General features: G+C 51.8%; 15 protein-coding genes. 6 read left to right on the top strand and 9 right to left on the bottom strand.

The window, feature by feature from the left end; all coding sequences use genetic code 11:
• Positions 1-3: 3 nt before the first annotated feature.
• From tolR to L1D47_RS09245, 5 genes are all read right to left on the bottom strand, one after another.
• The gene (tolR, locus tag L1D47_RS09225) at positions 4-438 is read right to left on the bottom strand and encodes a protein TolR (protein WP_041511682.1); all 435 of its coding nucleotides are present in this window, start codon (positions 436-438) and stop codon (positions 4-6) included.
• The gene (gene tolQ, locus L1D47_RS09230; protein WP_041511683.1) at positions 438-1,127 is read right to left on the bottom strand and encodes a protein TolQ; all 690 of its coding nucleotides are present in this window, start codon (positions 1,125-1,127) and stop codon (positions 438-440) included. The genes tolR and tolQ overlap by 1 nt, the downstream gene beginning before the upstream one ends.
• A complete protein-coding gene (gene ybgC, locus L1D47_RS09235) occupies positions 1,117-1,515 on the bottom strand; it encodes a tol-pal system-associated acyl-CoA thioesterase (protein WP_239884287.1) in 399 nt (132 codons plus the stop codon). Before ybgC ends, tolQ begins: the two co-directional genes overlap by 11 nt.
• A 158-nt stretch (positions 1,516-1,673) precedes the next feature.
• Positions 1,674-3,827, bottom strand: a complete 2,154-nt coding sequence (locus L1D47_RS09240; RefSeq protein ID WP_239884288.1) for a prolyl oligopeptidase family serine peptidase — start codon at positions 3,825-3,827, stop codon at positions 1,674-1,676.
• A 674-nt stretch (positions 3,828-4,501) separates the two neighbouring features.
• Positions 4,502-5,362, bottom strand: coding sequence for an OmpA family protein (locus L1D47_RS09245; RefSeq protein ID WP_239884296.1), 861 nt, complete (start codon positions 5,360-5,362; stop codon positions 4,502-4,504).
• Between the two features lie 168 nt (positions 5,363-5,530).
• Here L1D47_RS09245 and rnt point away from each other — a divergent pair, with 168 nt between their 5' ends.
• Positions 5,531-6,193, top strand: coding sequence for a ribonuclease T (rnt, locus tag L1D47_RS09250; RefSeq protein WP_239884304.1), 663 nt, complete (start codon positions 5,531-5,533; stop codon positions 6,191-6,193).
• A 189-nt stretch (positions 6,194-6,382) separates the two neighbouring features.
• Here rnt and L1D47_RS09255 read toward each other — a convergent pair whose 3' ends face one another.
• The 3 genes from L1D47_RS09255 to L1D47_RS09265 all read right to left on the bottom strand — a co-directional run bounded on the left by L1D47_RS09255 (position 6,383) and on the right by L1D47_RS09265 (position 9,052).
• A complete protein-coding gene (locus tag L1D47_RS09255; RefSeq protein WP_239884306.1) occupies positions 6,383-7,399 on the bottom strand; it encodes a DUF3137 domain-containing protein in 1,017 nt (338 codons plus the stop codon).
• Positions 7,400-7,530: 131 nt separating this feature from the next.
• Positions 7,531-8,277: a transporter substrate-binding domain-containing protein gene (locus tag L1D47_RS09260; protein WP_239884308.1), complete on the bottom strand. Its 747-nt coding sequence runs from the start codon at positions 8,275-8,277 to the stop codon at positions 7,531-7,533.
• A 169-nt stretch (positions 8,278-8,446) separates the two neighbouring features.
• On the bottom strand, positions 8,447-9,052 hold the full coding sequence (locus L1D47_RS09265) for a peroxiredoxin C (protein ID WP_041511691.1): 606 nt from the start codon (positions 9,050-9,052) through the stop codon (positions 8,447-8,449).
• A 313-nt stretch (positions 9,053-9,365) separates the two neighbouring features.
• On the opposite strand from L1D47_RS09265, the gene L1D47_RS09270 reads away from it, so the two are divergent.
• Positions 9,366-10,685, top strand: coding sequence for a Na+/H+ antiporter family protein (locus tag L1D47_RS09270; protein WP_239884310.1), 1,320 nt, complete (start codon positions 9,366-9,368; stop codon positions 10,683-10,685).
• 130 nt (positions 10,686-10,815) lie between these two features.
• Here L1D47_RS09270 and upp read toward each other — a convergent pair whose 3' ends face one another.
• Entirely contained in the window at positions 10,816-11,442 is a 627-nt protein-coding gene (gene upp / locus L1D47_RS09275; RefSeq protein ID WP_041511693.1) for a uracil phosphoribosyltransferase, read from the bottom strand.
• 211 nt (positions 11,443-11,653) lie between these two features.
• Here upp and purM point away from each other — a divergent pair, with 211 nt between their 5' ends.
• The 4 genes from purM to L1D47_RS09295 all read left to right on the top strand — a co-directional run bounded on the left by purM (position 11,654) and on the right by L1D47_RS09295 (position 16,511).
• Positions 11,654-12,691 (top strand): phosphoribosylformylglycinamidine cyclo-ligase, encoded by a 1,038-nt coding sequence (gene purM, locus L1D47_RS09280; RefSeq protein ID WP_041511694.1) that lies wholly within the window; start codon positions 11,654-11,656, stop codon positions 12,689-12,691.
• Complete coding sequence (gene purN, locus L1D47_RS09285; RefSeq protein ID WP_239884315.1) at positions 12,691-13,335, top strand: phosphoribosylglycinamide formyltransferase; 645 nt, start codon at positions 12,691-12,693, stop codon at positions 13,333-13,335. The genes purM and purN overlap by 1 nt, the downstream gene beginning before the upstream one ends.
• Before the next feature lie 545 nt (positions 13,336-13,880).
• The gene (locus L1D47_RS09290) at positions 13,881-14,627 is read left to right on the top strand and encodes an HAD-IIA family hydrolase (protein ID WP_041511696.1); all 747 of its coding nucleotides are present in this window, start codon (positions 13,881-13,883) and stop codon (positions 14,625-14,627) included.
• A 225-nt stretch (positions 14,628-14,852) separates the two neighbouring features.
• Entirely contained in the window at positions 14,853-16,511 is a 1,659-nt protein-coding gene (locus tag L1D47_RS09295) for a M28 family metallopeptidase (protein WP_239884316.1), read from the top strand.
• Positions 16,512-16,577: the final 66 nt, after the last annotated feature.

Here is a 16,577-nt window from a genome sequence, read left to right on the forward strand (position 1 = left end):
CTGTTACTCCTCAGGCGAATCTGTCATCAGGCCTACCGAAGGTACACCTGCTTTTTGTAACGTCACCATCAACTGGATCACCCGCTCATAGGGAATGCTCCTATCGGCCTTGACCACCACGGGGCGCTCTGGCTCTAGCTGAATGATGGCGCTGACTCTAACGGCAATCTCCTCGAGATCCAACACCTCTTTACTGCTGGCACTGCCAATATCCAGGTAATAATCGCCATCGGCATCGATAGAAGCCACCACTGGCGGCTTACTGTCGGCGGGCAGGCTCTCGGCCTCCCCCTGTGGCAAGTCCACCTTCACGCCCTGCGTCACGATAGGCGCAGTCACCATGAAGATGATGAGCAGTACCAACATCACGTCGATATAAGGTACAACGTTGATCTCGGCAACCGGACGACGCCTCTTACGTTGATAACCCTGCTGCATTAACCGGCTTCCTTCTCGCTATAGGCCTGACGATGCAGGATGCTGGAGAACTCTTCCATAAAGTTGGCGTAAGACATCTCGATCTTCTCCACCTGAGTCGAGAAGCGGTTGTAGGCGATAACGGCAGGAATCGCCGCAAACAGACCCATGGCCGTGGCGATAAGTGCCTCGGCGATACCCGGGGCCACCATGGCAAGAGTCGCATTTTCAACGGCGCCCAACGCGATAAAGGAGTTCATGATCCCCCACACGGTACCAAACAGACCGATATAGGGGCTGGTCGAGCCAATCGTTGCCAGCAGTGGCAAATGGGTTTCAAGCTTCTCAAGCTCTCTGGAGAGAGAGACGCGCATGGCACGATAACAACCATCCATCACGGCGGCTGGCACCTTGCCGTTAAGGTTACTCAGGCGGGCATACTCTTTAAAGCCGGCGTAGAACATGGCCTCTAGACCAGTATTGCTCTCCTGTCTGGCAGAGAGTTCCTTGTAAAGCTTATTGAGGTCAACACCGGACCAAAATTTGTCTTCAAACTTGAGCGAACGCTGACGAGCCGAGGTCAGCAGGCGTCTACGCTGAATAATCACCGCCCAGGACACCACGGACAATGTCAGCAGCGTCAACATGACGAATTTAACTAATAGACTGGCCTGTAAAAACAGCCCGATAAAAGAGATATCAGCTTCCACCCTTTAACTCCTGAACAATATGATGGGGAATGGCTTTCGGCCGCATGCGCGATAACACCACACAGGCCACCTGAATGTGCCCTTCACAATAGAGGGTTCCGTCCTGGTCGAGCAGACGCTGTCGAAACACCATAGAGGCCTTCTTCATCTCTATGACCTCAGACTCGACGAAAAGGTCCTGCTCGAAGCGTGCGGTCACCTTAAAATCGATATCGGCATGCTTGACCACGAACGCAATATCGTCGGCCAGTAGCTGCGTCTGTCTCACCCCTATCTGTTTAAACCACTCGGTGCGGGCACGCTCGAAGAAATTAAGGTAGTTAGAGTGATACACCACTCCACCGGCATCGGTATCTTCGTAGTAAACGGATATAGGCCAACGAAACATAGCTACAAACAGCTCAACATTCAGATTAAATAGAGGCCTACTATACCGAGTGCCCAGGCAATTGTGAATGCTTGACGCCCCTGTAGCCGGGACTAACTGCATAAAATTTTGTTAATAAAAAAGGGAAGTTATTCACTTCCCTTTTTAGGTTTGTTTACTTAGCCGCCTATCTTGCTCGGCACTGCAAGACCGAAGCTATGCATTAAGAAACTGTAAATGTCGGCAAATTCATCTATCTTCATCGCAGTCGGCTTACCGGCGCCATGGCCGGCCTTAGACTCGATACGCATGATGATAGGTGCATCTCCCGTCTGTCTGTCTTGCAGCAGGGCACCGAACTTGAAGCTATGTAGCGGTACCACGCGATCGTCATGATCCGCCGTCATCACCATAGTCGCCGGGTAATCACGCTCTGCGATGTTGTGATAAGGCGAATAGGCCAATAGCGCAGGGAACTGCTCGGCATTATCGGCGCTACCGTATTCACTGGTCCAGGCCCAGCCGATGGTGAACTTATGGAAGCGCAGCATATCCAGTACGCCTACCGCAGGCAGAATGGCGGCGAAAAGGTCTGGACGCTGAGTCACGGCCGCGCCCATCAGCAGACCACCGTTACTGCGGCCATAGGCACCGAGCTTGCTGCGATTAGTGTACTTGTTGTCAATTAAATACTCGGCCGCGGCAAAATAGTCATCGAACACGTTCTGCTTCTTATCGAACATACCCGCCTGGTGCCAGCTCTCACCATATTCGGCGCCGCCACGTAGGTTAGGCACGGCATACACGCCGCCCATGTCCATCCAGGCGATATTGGCCGGGCTGAATCTTGGCGTCAGAGAGATAGAGAAACCGCCATAGGCATACAAGAGGGTTGGGTTTTCACCGTTAAGGGTCAATCCCTTCTTGTAAGAGATCATCATAGGTACGCGGGTGCCATCCTTGCTGGTGTAGAACACCTGCTCGGAAACATAGTTATCTGGATTAAAGGCGATCTTTGGCTTAGCGTACAGGCTCGACTGACCCGTCTTAAAGTCAAACTTATAGGTGGTCTGTGGCTGCACATAGCTATTGAAGGTGTAGTAGAAGTAATCCTTGCTGCGCTTACCAAATGGGCCGGCAATCTTGCCCTTGCCCGGTAGGTCAACATCCTGGCGTTTCACGCCGTCCATGCTGAAGATAGTCAGCTTACCCAGCACGTCATGCAGGTAACTCACCACCAGATGATCGTTGATGATGGCCACGCTGGCGATAGGGTCGCTCGACTCGGGGATAACCGTCTTCCAGTATTCCTTGGCTGGACGATTCACATCTACGGCCACGATTTTACCATTAGGGGCATCGAGATCTGTCTTAAAGTAGAAGACAGACTTGTCGTTACCCAGGAAGCTGTATTCCGCCTCCAGCTCGCTTATCAACTCGACCACAGGCGCGTTGGCATCTGTGAGCGACTTATAGAAGAAGCGGTTACGGCTATCTGTACCCTGAGAGATAGAGATCAACAGATAGTCGCCCTCTTCCGATACCTCGGCGCCAAAGCCCCAATCTTTATTCTGTGGGCGCTCGTAGATCAGCTTGTCTTGAGACTGGTCTGTGCCCAGCTGGTGATAATAGACCTTCTGGTTAAAGTTAACGTCGGCCAGCAGATTGCCGCCTTCGGGCGCATCATAACGAGCATAGTAGACACCTTTATTATCTTTGCTCCACTCGGCACGGGAGAACTTAATCCACTTAAGCTCATCACCTAGCTTGGCACCGCTTGCCACATCGACAAACTGCCACTGCTGCCAGTCTGAACCAGATTTAGACACGCCATAGGCGATGATCTTACCGTCGCCGCTGACAGAGACGCCGCTCAGGGCGACTGTGCCGTCGGTAGAGAAGCTATTTGGGTCTAAGGCCACCTTCTCTTCGCCGGCCTTATTCTTCACATAGAGTACAGATTGTGCCTGCAGACCATCGTTACGATAGTAGAAGGTGTTATCGCCACGCTCTGTAGGTGCCGTCACCTTCTCGAAGTTCCACAGCTCTGTGATGCGATCGACGATCGCCTGCTTATTTTCCAGCTGCGCCAGAAAGTCGTGTCCCGCCAGTTGCTGCTGCTTCACCCAGGCATGGGTCGCGTCACTCTCTTCCTCCAGATAACGGTAGGGGTCGGCAACCTCTACACCGTGAATCGTTTCAACCACGCCCTGGGGCTGAACTGCTGCCTGCGCCGCTGCCGTTTCACTGGCATGGTACTGACAACCCATGAGTGTTAAACCTAATCCGGCAAGCAAAAGGGTTTGCTTAGATAAAATCGTCTTAAGAGCCATCTGTAGCCATCCTGGATATCTCGTTATTATTAATGGTAAACCTGTGAGCTAGCGCCCAATAACCTCGTACTATACAAGTAAAAAAAAACCGTGCAATGGCTACAAATAAACGACTCACGCATTTGTCTCCAAGACTTGTTAATAAAAAAACAACATGGATGAATTATATAAATCGTGAAATTATGCAGCAATTATGCTTAATCAAGCGCAAATAGCCTGACAAGGTGAATTCGAGCCATTAGGCACCTCATCCAGACATTAGAAATACTAATCTCAGGCGGGAATTTTTCTAGTTTGTGGGACAAATGGTCTGACCCTATAATGCACCTCGTTTTCCGGAAGTATCTACCCAGCTGGTAGATGTGAAAACAAGAACTCCGAATTCCCGTGCCAGTCACGTGAATTCATCCCTGGTTCTTATGCTTGACTTCCTTCCTTCAATTTGTTGATTGCAATGATTTATTTGCGGCCCACTTAAGATTAAGTGGGCTTTTTTTTGCCTATCATTTACGTCTGCACTTTGATATCCCAGGCCTGATACAAAAAAACCGGCCAATCAGGCCGGTTTCGATAAATAAGATTAATTCAGTTAACCCTTAATTCAGTTAGCCCTGGAACTCAGGTATTAGGTGCACTATCCCGCAGAAGGTGACAACAAACCTATTCAGGCTGAACTAGTCAAGCGGCTTGCTGAGGCGGATCACCACGCGTCTGTTGCGCGCCCGCTCATCTATGGTTTCATTGGACGCCACATGGCGACGCTCACCATGACCTAAGGTATGGATACGCTCGTCGGGAATACCCGCAGACAGGAAGAGCTGCTTAACCGACTTGGCGCGTTTCTCTGACACCTTCTTATTCACCGAGCGGCCACCGAAGCTATCGGTATAGGCGTCGATCAAGACCAGTTCGACCTCAGGATCGTAAGAGAGATACTCCTGCACCTTAGCGATCTGCGCCTTGGAATAACGGGTCAACTCGGAACCACCAAATTCATAGGTCAACACTGTGAAGGCGATATCATCGAAACTATAGGGCAAGAGATTGGCCAGACACGATTTAAACTCGGCGTAACGACGACCAAAATTGGCGGCCGAAAGCCCAACGGCGACTTTGCTGGAGCGGTTGTACCAGTCGGCATAATAGAAAGTCGGCTGCATGCCGCGTTCGAGTTCGTTCAGCATGGACCAGGCCGCCTTCTTAGGCACCTCGCCGCTAAAATACTTCTGATAGGTGAGATCTATGATGGGACGGGACACCACACCTGGACGCCAGGCGGGCGCCATGCTCATCAACTTGGCATTGGTCACCTCGTCGGGCTTCACCCACATATCCAGGCTAAAGTTCAAATCATGATCTTTACCGGCGCGGCTGGTAAACACCGCCTTGCCGTAGGAAGGGATCTCATGTTCAAGACGACAGATAATGGGGGTGTTGTCGCTTAGGCGCCAGGAGGACTGTTCCAGCGAGGCCACATAGTGACGCAACTCGGCCTGCGCCGTCGTCGCCAGACTCAAGCCGATACCGAATGTCATCGCACGTAGCACCCTAACCCACATAGACAGTCACTCTTGTTAATTACGTTACTTATTCCTATCGGCCTAATTTAGCATTCCTTTAGCCCATATTATGACCAATCAAACATGACAAGCTCCCATCGGATACTTCATAATAGCCCCCCACTCTTCACTTTGGACATTTTAATGAGCGATATTTGCGACGCACACAAACTTAAGCATAGATTCCGTGGCTACTTTCCCGTCGTCATAGATGTTGAAACCGCGGGGTTTAATGCTCAGACCGATGCGTTGCTGGAGATCGCCGTCACTCTATTGAAGATGGACGACAATGGTAACTTAGTGCTGGATAAGACGCTGCATTACCATATCGAGCCATTCGAAGGCGCAAACCTCGAACCAGATGCCCTGGCGTTTAATGGCATAGACCCCAGCAACCCGCTGCGCGGCGCCGTGAGTGAGAAAGAAGCCTTCTTAGAGATCTTTAAAGAGGTCAAGAAGCATCAGAAGGCATCGGATTGTCATCGCAGTATCATAGTGGCCCACAACGCCGCCTTCGATCATGGCTTCGTTACTCAGGCGATCGAACGCAACGCCCTGAAACGTACGCCGTTTCACCCGTTTGCCACCTTCGACACCGCCGCCCTCTCGGGTCTGGCGCTTGGACACACGGTATTGGCGAAGGCCTGTGAGATAGCCGGCATCCCCTTCGACAACAAAGAGGCTCACTCGGCGCTTTATGACACCGAGCGCACCGCAGAGCTGTTTTGTCATATCGTCAACAAGTGGAAGGCATTAGGCGGCTGGCCGGTAACTACGCCAAGCGAAGAACCCAGTCCAGAACCTTAACACCCCAGCCCATCGCCTGAACAAGAAACAAGCGACAACGGCTAAGCGGCAACTCCTGAGCTATGACAGCCAAGCTATAACATCTGAGGTAAGACCCAAAGGTGTTAAACAGCCTATGCTAATCAGCTGCTAGGCTAAACAGATACTGGCCGCTCACCTAAGATAAGGTGAGCGGCCAAATAGACGGCTTTAAAGCCCGGTACGACTGTCGAGATTCAGGGCCTTGATCAAATCAAATACCTTATGGAGCTCCTTAAACACCTGCTCTATATCATCGCTAAAATCCAGCGGCTTTAGCAGATCCAGTTGCGGCTCGAAATAGTTATGTTTACAGGCGATCATAATCAGCAATCTTCCCGCTTTAAAGCTGGCTTCGAGCTCTCCACCGTAAAAGCGTGACAGGGAGAGAAAGCGCTCCATGGTCGCCGTGGTTAACATGTATCTCGCCTCGACCTGATCGTCGCTATACACCTCAAACTGACGCTCAAAGGTGGGATCTTCCAGCTTTACCCGTGACAGCTGCTGTTTAAACTGCATAAAACCGTTACCCATGAGGCCTTTATCTTGACGAACCTGGATATTGGCAGAAAACCGCTTTGGCAACTCAAACTCTATGACCAAACCATCAAACAGCGTCTTGTATTGAGGGCGATTGTCTTTAGTCCCCTTGTGCTCGAATAGCGTCAGCTCCCGCAGCAAGAAAGGCACTTTGAGGTACTGGCCTCTTACCGAGTCTTCAAAATATCCCTTGTCGAACTTAGGAAAGAGACCATAGTCCAGATAGGTATCCAAACTAGGTAAGCCAGGAGGATTTAACGCAAACCGCTTACCGAAATACCCCAGCAGCAGCGGATAGACCTCCTCGATAATCTGAGTGCGTAGTTGCCCTATCTCGTTTCCCGCCCAGATGTTTACCGTTGCCACCAAGGCGCCTGAGCCAAACGCGCCGGCAAAGCCGATAAAGAACACGCCATCTTCAAACTCGAGAATCGCTGCGCCGTAGAAAGTTAGCGCAAAAAAGGCCAGAAAGGCGAGTAGACCGATATAAGTGACGGGAGCACTGACTTTTCTACGCGACAGATACTTAGCGGCAGCCGCCTGGCGAACCGACTCATAACGTCGGCACTTAGGGGCTATCTTCTTCGCGTAATATTGACTAAAGGCCTGCTTGTCCTCGGCCGGAATCGCAAACTCCATTGGATTCATACATCTATCCTTGCTTATTTCCATTGGCGACAATTAGCGGCTATCTCGAAGCGCACGTCAAGAGATTATATACCGTTTGATTGAAAAACAATCGGTTATAGGAAGTTAGAGGAAGGTAGAGAAAAATACGCCTAATTGTTCAATCTTGAGGCAACCGATGGACCCGAAGTATATTTGGCCAGTAAGGCATCGATTGTTCCCTGGTCTCTGAGCTGACTAATTGCACCATTGATCTGCTCGAGCAAGGCTTGGTGTTCTCTTCGCAGGCGGATCACCAGCACGCCATCCGAATGCACCGCCGCCAGCGCGATAGGCACCTCCAGCTCCTTGGCCCAATATAGCGCGGTAAGATCCCCTGCAATGGCGGCCTGGATGCGTCCCTTCTGCAAGGCGATGATAAGCTCACGTTCAGACTTAAAATCGACACGGGTGAACTGGCTGTCGTCGTGATAGAGATAACCGCGCACAGTACCTATCTCCTGCCCGCGGATCTTACTAATATCCATCCAGTCGTTCTGTGCCGTCGCCAAGACCACTACATGCTCCTTAATCGCGAAGATGGGGTGTGACTGCACAAAATTTTCGCCCAGGTCGCCCCCCTCAAACCAGCTAGGACTCACAACATCGAAATCCAGTGCCCCGCTCGCCAACGCCTGATTAGTGCGCTTCGGTGGATAATGTTTCGCCTCTAATCGAATCGGGGTCAGCGCAAAGATATCTGGCACCAACTCGGCCAAGATCCCTGGGTCCTTGGCATTAGCATCGATAAAGTAGGGATACCAACTACTGGAACCATTCACATTATAATAAAGCACGGTTTCGGCGCGAACAGGCACCACGAAGAAAAAACAACAGAGAAACGCTATAGAGAGTCGCATTGAGTACCTTAGGGAAGGTGCGAACAAGTCGTCGCACCTTCCCTAATCCCTTATAACCAGTGAACCTCAGCTAGACTGATATAAAGACTAATCATAAAAACCTTTCCATAAAATCTAGCCATAAAAAAAGCCGCCCTAGGGCAGCTTTTTTGACTTTAACATGAATCGCTTATAGTGAATCAGCGTTATCAGTCAGGTAAGAAGCAACGCCTGCTGGGCTCGCGTCCATACCCTTGTCACCTTTTTCCCAGCCTGCTGGGCAAACGTCGCCGTGCTCTTCATGGAATTGAAGTGCATCGATCATACGAATCATCTCGTCAACGTTACGACCTAGTGGCAGATCGTTAACGACTTGGTGACGAACCTGACCTTCTTTGTCGATCAGGAAAGAACCACGGAAAGCCACACCGGCTTCTGGATGCTCAACATCGTAAGCTTTACAGATATCGTGCTTCACGTCAGCAACTAGGGTGTACTGAACCTGGCCGATACCGCCCTTGTCTACTGGGGTGTTACGCCATGCGTTGTGAGTGAACTGAGAATCGATAGAAACACCGATAACTTCAACGCCACGCTTCTTGAACTCTTCCATGCGGTGATCGAAGGCAATCAACTCAGATGGGCATACGAAAGTGAAATCAAGTGGGTAGAAGAATACTACAGCTGGCTTTCCTTTAATCGCTTCGCTCAGGGTAAAGCTATCAACGATTTCGCCATTACCAAGAACTGCTGCAGCTGTAAAATCAGGAGCCGGACGGCCTACTAATACGCTCATTTTTTATCTCCATCTATGGATTGAAAAAGCTTTTAATTATGAAATCAGAAGCATTATAGGCAGTCACCAGCGGGACACAAGTAATTTGGGATCATTGTCACTTTTTTTAATAAATATTCATCGAATTGCCCAAGTTATCACCTTCTTCCGTCCACTCGGTTAGGCTTATTTACACTTACGCAGTAAACTTGAATACAGTTCGGTTACATCTCTTGTCTATTTTTCAGATAAAACGCCTAGACGCTGGACAACACGGGCTATTGCTGGCAAAAATAGCTTCCCATTAAAGATTAAAAAATCAGATTGAATCAATATGAATGCAGTTGTTATTGCCGTTTGCTTGATGTTGGGCCTTAGCCTAGCACGCGTAAACGTCGTTATCGCACTCACTGTGAGTGCATTGGTCGCCGGACTCGTCGGCGGCATGAACCTAGACCAGACGGTTGAGGCCTTCAACACTGGCCTTGGCGGCGGCGCGCAGATCGCCCTGAGTTATGCCCTGCTGGGCGCCTTTGCCGTGGCTCTGTCGCACTCGGGCCTTACCACACTGATCTCTCGCAAGGTGATTGCGCAGCTAGGTCGAGAGGAAAACCCCGGCAACATTAACAAGGTCCGTTGGCTGCTCTTGCTGGCTATCCTGGCCATGGCGGTGTCGTCACAAAACATTCTGCCGATTCATATTGCTTTCATTCCGATTCTGATCCCGCCGCTCTTGCATGTGATGTCTAAGCTCAAACTAGACAGGCGTCTGGTGGCCTGTGTACTCACCTTCGGCCTAGTGACCACCTATATGATCCTGCCGGTGGGTTTTGGCGGCATCTTCCTCAACGACATCTTGCTCTCAAACCTCACCAGCAATAACTTAGATGCGGTGCGCGAGCAGATCCCACCGGCCATGTTGATCCCGGCCCTGGGTATGGTCGCCGGACTATTCATCGCCGTGTTTGTCAGCTATCGCAAGCCAAGAGAATATAAAGAGGAGTTGATCCTGGCCGCCGAGCCGGAAGAAACACTTAATCGCCGCAATATTGTCATCGCCCTGATCGCCATTGTTTCGACCCTGGTGGTGCAGCTCTATACCGGCTCGATGATCTTCGGCGCCCTCATCGGCTTCATCATCTTCAGCTTCTCCGGCGCCCTCAAGCATGTGGCCGATCAGGATATCTTCAACCAAGGGGTGCGTATGATGGCCAATATCGGCTTCATCATGATCTCCGCCGCCGGTTTCGCTGCCGTGGTCAAGGCCACCGGCGATGTAGCCACCTTGGTCGACTCCCTCAGCCATCTCATCGGTGACAACCGAGCCTTAGCCGCCTTTTTGATGTTGGTGGTTGGCCTACTCATCACCATGGGGATAGGCTCATCATTTTCGACCATCCCGATTATTGCCACCATCTATGTGCCGCTGGCCATCAACTTCGGCTTCTCGGTACCGGCGACTATCGCCCTGGTCGGCACGGCGGCGGCGCTGGGGGATGCGGGTTCACCGGCATCGGATTCGACCCTAGGCCCAACGGCCGGTCTCAACGCCGACGGTCAGCATGATCATATTCGTGACAGCGTGATCCCAACCTTTATCCACTACAATATCCCACTGTTGATCTCGGGTTGGATTGCGGCCATGGTGCTCTAACAAAGACATAGCGCTCTAATCGAGTCCAGACACAAGAGTCAGCCAACAAAAAAGGAGCCATAGGCTCCTTTTTTACGACTCACCATATTTAATATGGCTTGCTACTAGATACTAGATCTAACTTAACGTGTTACTTAGTACCGAAGATCTTATCGCCTGCATCACCCAGACCAGGCAGGATGTAACCGTTCTCGTTAAGGCACTTATCGATAGAGGCAGTAAAGAGCTCAATATCCGGATGGGCTTTTTCAAGTGCCGCGATGCCTTCCGGCGCCGCCACTAATACCAAGGCCTTAATAGAGGTGCAGCCACGCTCTTTCAGCAGGTCAATGGTTGAGATCATAGAGCCGCCGGTTGCCAGCATAGGGTCAACCACTAGAGCGATACGCTCATGCATATTGCTAGCAAGCTTCTCAAAATACGGCACAGGCTCCAGCGTCTCCTCATCGCGGTAGATACCTACCACAGAGATACGTGCGCTCGGTACATGCTCAAGCACACCGTCCATCATGCCTAGGCCGGCACGTAGGATAGGTACTACAGTTACCTTCTTACCCTTGATCTGCTCAACTTCAACTGGACCGTTCCATCCTTCGATAGTGACCTTCTCGGTTTCAAAGTCAGCGGTCGCTTCATAGGTCAACAGGCTACCCACTTCAGCCGCTAACTCACGGAAACGCTTAGTACTGATATCTCCTTCACGCATCAAGCCAATCTTATGACGTACTAGAGGATGCTTAACTTCGACCACTTTCATCGTTTTCTCCTGATCTATTCCAGTTTTTCCAGCAAATTGTACCGATTCTAGTAGATTTGTTCACAATCGAAAACATAAAGTTTTACAAACACGGTAAATCGTGACCTAAGTCCGTTTGAATATTCAAAATCATCCCTTTCGAGCGCCTACACAAGCTGATAGAATAGCGCCGCATAAAAATCCAATAACGATGTACCCGAGAGGATCCTCCGTGAGCACTCCTACCCAGCTAAGCTATAAAGATGCAGGTGTTGATATCGACGCAGGCAATGCCCTTGTAGACAATATCAAATCTGCCGTTAAACGTACCCACCGTCCCGAAGTTATGGGTAACCTAGGTGGTTTTGGCGCACTTTGCGAGCTGCCAACTAAGTACAAACATCCAGTTCTTGTGTCTGGCACCGATGGTGTTGGTACCAAGCTTAGACTGGCTATCGATTATCAGAAGCATGACAGCGTCGGCGTCGACCTGGTTGCCATGTGTGTCAACGATCTGATTGTTGCCGGTGCAGAGCCCCTGTTTTTCCTCGACTACTATGCTACTGGCAAGCTAGATGTCGCGACCGCGACCTCGGTCGTTAATGGCATCGCCGAAGGTTGTGCTCAATCAGGTTGCGCCCTGATCGGTGGCGAAACTGCCGAAATGCCTGGCATGTACGAAGGCGAAGACTATGACCTCGCCGGTTTCTGCGTGGGCGTAGTAGAGAAAGAAGATGTGCTCGACGGCTCAAAAGTGGTTGCCGGTGATGCACTGATCGCGCTGGGCTCAAGCGGCCCACACTCAAACGGCTACTCACTTATCCGTAAGGTACTGGAAGTCAGCAAGGCAGATCCTCAGCAAGACCTTGAAGGTAAGCCGCTGATCGACCACCTATTGGAACCGACCAAGATTTATGTCAAGCCGCTACTTAAGCTGCTTGAAAAGCATGACGTACACGCCATGGCCCACATCACGGGTGGCGGCTTCTGGGAAAACATCCCACGCGTCCTACCAGATGATGCCAAGGCCGTCGTAAAAGGCGACTCATGGCAGTGGCCTACCGTATTCAACTGGTTGATGGAAAACGGTAATATCGCCGAATTTGAGATGTACCGTACCTTCAACTGTGGTGTCGGCATGATCATCGCCCTGCCACAGGATCAAGTAGATGCTGCGCTGACCCTACTTAAGGCCGAAGGCGAAAACGCTTGGCTCATCGGTGACATTGCCAGCCGCAATGGCGACGAAGAGCAAGTGGAGATCTGCTAATGCCCAACTGCTGTCGCGTTCTCGTCCTAGTCTCTGGTAATGGCAGCAATCTGCAGGCCATCATCGACAGCTGTGACGATAATCTGGACGCCGAAGTCGTTGGAGTGATCAGCAATAAGCCAGATGCCTATGGTCTGGTGCGCGCCCATCACGGCGAGATCGACACCAGCTGCGTGATCCCCCATCAGGGTGAGGCTCGTGGCGACTATGATCTCCGCCTCAAGGCCGCCATCGACAAGTACCAGCCGGATCTCATCGTGCTGGCAGGCTTCATGCGTATCTTGAGCGATGATTTCGTTAAACAGTTCGAAGGGAAAATGATCAACATTCACCCTTCACTGCTGCCGAAATACACAGGTCTGCATACTCATCAGCGGGCAATCGACGCCGGTGACAGCGAACATGGCGCCAGCGTACACTTTGTGACGCCAGAGCTGGATGCCGGCCCTGTGATCCTGCAGGCGAAGGTACCCGTCTATCCCGAAGACGATGCCAGCACACTGGCACAAAGGGTACATGAGCAGGAACATGCCATCTATCCCCTAGTGGTGAAATGGTTCAGCCAGCAGCGCCTGCGCATGTCTGACGGCAAGGCTTATCTTGACGATCAACCGCTTGGTCCTATGGGCTACGCCGCTGACTAACCCGTTAAGGCATTAGCTTAAAACAGACAAAAAGAGACCCTAGGGTCTCTTTTTTATTGGCGAGCATCTATCTCCGTCACGGCAAAAAAAGGCCGTCGCTGACAGCAGTAAAACCCATAGCTAACAGCAGTTAAGCCCACCCAAGATGGCTAATCGCCGCCAAGCCCCTTTTTATTGCCCACCAGGCTAGGGAAGGTGCGAACAAGTCCCATGTGTGCTCTGCGTCGGCTTTACAGGCCTGGATGCAAGGCGTGGTTAGCGGTAAATGGCCCAAGTCCTTTGCAAGAAGCACAACACGGCAGTTAGGCCTGTGAAGCACGCCCTTCGGGGCTTTCACAGCAACCGGCTCTCGACGTTATCTGACATTGACAGGCCCCGGCATGCCTTCAGTCAGATGCCTTGAACGCCAATTGCTATGTAAGCCAGAGTACTACGAAGACCTATTCGCAACTTCCCTAAATAATTCACCAAATTCCATTGTTTTTAAAACTCAATTGGTTTTAGATGAAGGCAGTTGACTTTCTGCTAGCAAGATGAGACCTAAGATGAAAAATGTAATTTGTGATATTGATGGTGTACTGCTACATGACAATAAGTTGATCCCTGGCAGCGATAAATTTATCCATCGCATTCTCGAGCAGGGAAACCCACTGGTCATTCTGACCAACTACCCGGTTCAGACGGGTAAAGATCTCCAAAATCGCCTCGGCGCCGCCGGGATCCAGGTACCAGAAGAGTGTTTCTATACCTCGGCCATGGCAACGGCAGACTTTCTCAAGCATCAGACGGGTGACAAGGCCTTTGTCATTGGCGAAGGCGCTCTCACCCACGAGCTCTACAAGGCGGGCTTTACCATAACCGACATCAACCCTGATTTCGTCATCGTCGGTGAAACCCGCTCCTACAACTGGGACATGATCCACAAGGCTGCCCAGTTCGTCGCCGCCGGTGCCCGCTTTATCGCCACCAACCCAGACACCCACGGCCCGGCCCACAGCCCTGCCTGTGGGGCATTGTGCGCCCCCATCGAGCGCATCTGTGGTCGCAAACCCTTCTACGTGGGCAAGCCAAGTTCCTGGATCATTCGCAGTGCACTCAACCATATCGGTGGCCACTCGGAAAATACGGTGATCATCGGCGACAACATGCGCACCGACATCCTGGCGGGGTTTCAGGCGGGCCTGGAAACCATTCTGGTCACCAGCGGCGTCAGCCAGGTCAAAGATATCGAGAAAGAGCCCTTCAGACCCAACCATGTGTTTGACTGCGCAGGTGATATCGACGTCATCTAGGCCGATTTGCCAGAGAAATCACTAGCCAAGACGCGCGGCCCAGGCCGCGTGTTTTTTATCCCTAATCAACACAAGATTTATCCCTCCAAACCCTGATGCCATCTGCCTTTCACCAAACATAAAGCGTAACATTTAATCGTCCCACCTCCCTTGATAATAGGCGCCATCTTATTCATCATGTGGGCGCAATCAATAAATAGATAACAAAAACAAATAGGAAGTCCCATGCGTTTTGCCCTACCCACCTGTGCTCTGGTGCTCCTCAGCGCCTGTAGCCAGCATGCTCCCCAGCTCAGTAGCGAGGAGCAAGTTCCTGCATTTAACGAAGCCAGATTCAGGCTGGATATTCAGACCCTCTCCTCAGATAAATTTGAGGGCCGTGCCCCGACAACTCAAGGTGAGAAGCTGACCCTAGATTACCTTAGCAAGGCCTTTGCCGCCGCCGGGCTGGTAGGCGCCAACGATGGCAGCTTCCTGCAACCCGTACCTATGGTGAGCTACACCGCCAGCGAGTCGCAAAACATCACCCTGGGTGACCTACCGATGCACTACCGTCAGGATATCGTGCTGGGCAGTCGCCACGACAATAAGGGCGTCGAGATCAAAGATGCGCCTCTGGTCTTTGTCGGCTATGGCATCAAGGCGCCCGAATACGATTGGGACGACTACCAAGGACTGGACATGAAGGGCAAGATTGCCCTGATCCTGGTTAACGATCCCGGCTTCGCCCTGCCAGAATCGGGCAAGTTTAACGGCAAGGCGATGACCTATTACGGCCGCTGGAGCTATAAGTTTGAGGAAGCCAGCCGTCAGGGTGCCCTCGGCGCCATCATCATCCATGACACTAAGCCGGCTTCATACCCTTGGTCTGTCGTCGAAAACAGCTGGACCGGCGCGCAGCAAGATCTGGTACTGGATAAGGCCACACAGGACAGCCGCGTACAGGTTGAAGGCTGGATCACCAAAGAGAAGGCCAACGAACTGTTCGACAGCGCAGGCTTGTCCCTGGCGACCTTAAGCGATCGCGCCGCCAGCAGTCCGGTGAATGTCGCGCTGCAGAAAAGTGCCAGTATCGCCTTCGCCAACAAGGCGGAATATGCCGATAGCTACAACGTCGTCGCGACCCTGCCAGGCCTGGGCGCCAGTGATGAGCAGATCCTCTTTACTGCCCACTGGGACCACATCGGCCTGGACAGCAGCAAACAGGGCGATCAGATCTATAACGGCGCCCTGGACAACGCCTCTGGCACCGCCGGCATCCTAGAGATCGCCCGCCAGTTCGCCACCCAGGCCAAGCAAGGCAAGCCACTCAAGCGCTCGATCACCTTCGTCGCCACCACTGGCGAGGAGCAGGGATTACTGGGCTCACGTTATTACGCCGCTAATCCCATCTATCCGCTGGAGAAAACCGTGGCGGTCTTTAACCTGGACAGCACCAATATCTATGGTCGTACATCGGATTACACTATCGTGGGTAAAGGCAAGTCGCAGCTGGAAACCTATCTGGTCGAGGCGGCCAGCAGCCAGCAACGTACCGCGGTAAGCGAAACTCGCCCTGAGTCCGGCGGCTTCTTCCGTTCAGACCATTTCAGCTTCGCCAAGTACGGTGTGCCAGCCGTCTTTGCCGGTGGGGGCAATCATCCCATCGATGAGGTCACGGCCAAGTACAAAGCCGAGATGAAAGCGCAGATGAAAGGCTGTTACCACAATGTATGCGATGAGTATCGCGCCGACTGGGACCTCTCGGGTGCCCTGGAAGATCTCGGCGTCTACTATCAGGCCGCTCAGCGCCTGGGTAACAACGGCGACTGGCCCGGCTATTATGCCGGTACCGAATTTCACCAACTTCGCCCGGCCACCACAAAGACCGCAAGTGCCGAATAGGCAGGTTTGGCAAACCACATCACTAGAAAGGCTTCCATCGGAAGCCTTTTTGTTTATTTATCCACC

It is taken from the genome of Shewanella sp. Isolate7 (assembly GCF_022398425.1).
In the GTDB taxonomy this organism is placed as follows: Bacteria; Pseudomonadota; Gammaproteobacteria; order Enterobacterales; family Shewanellaceae; genus Shewanella.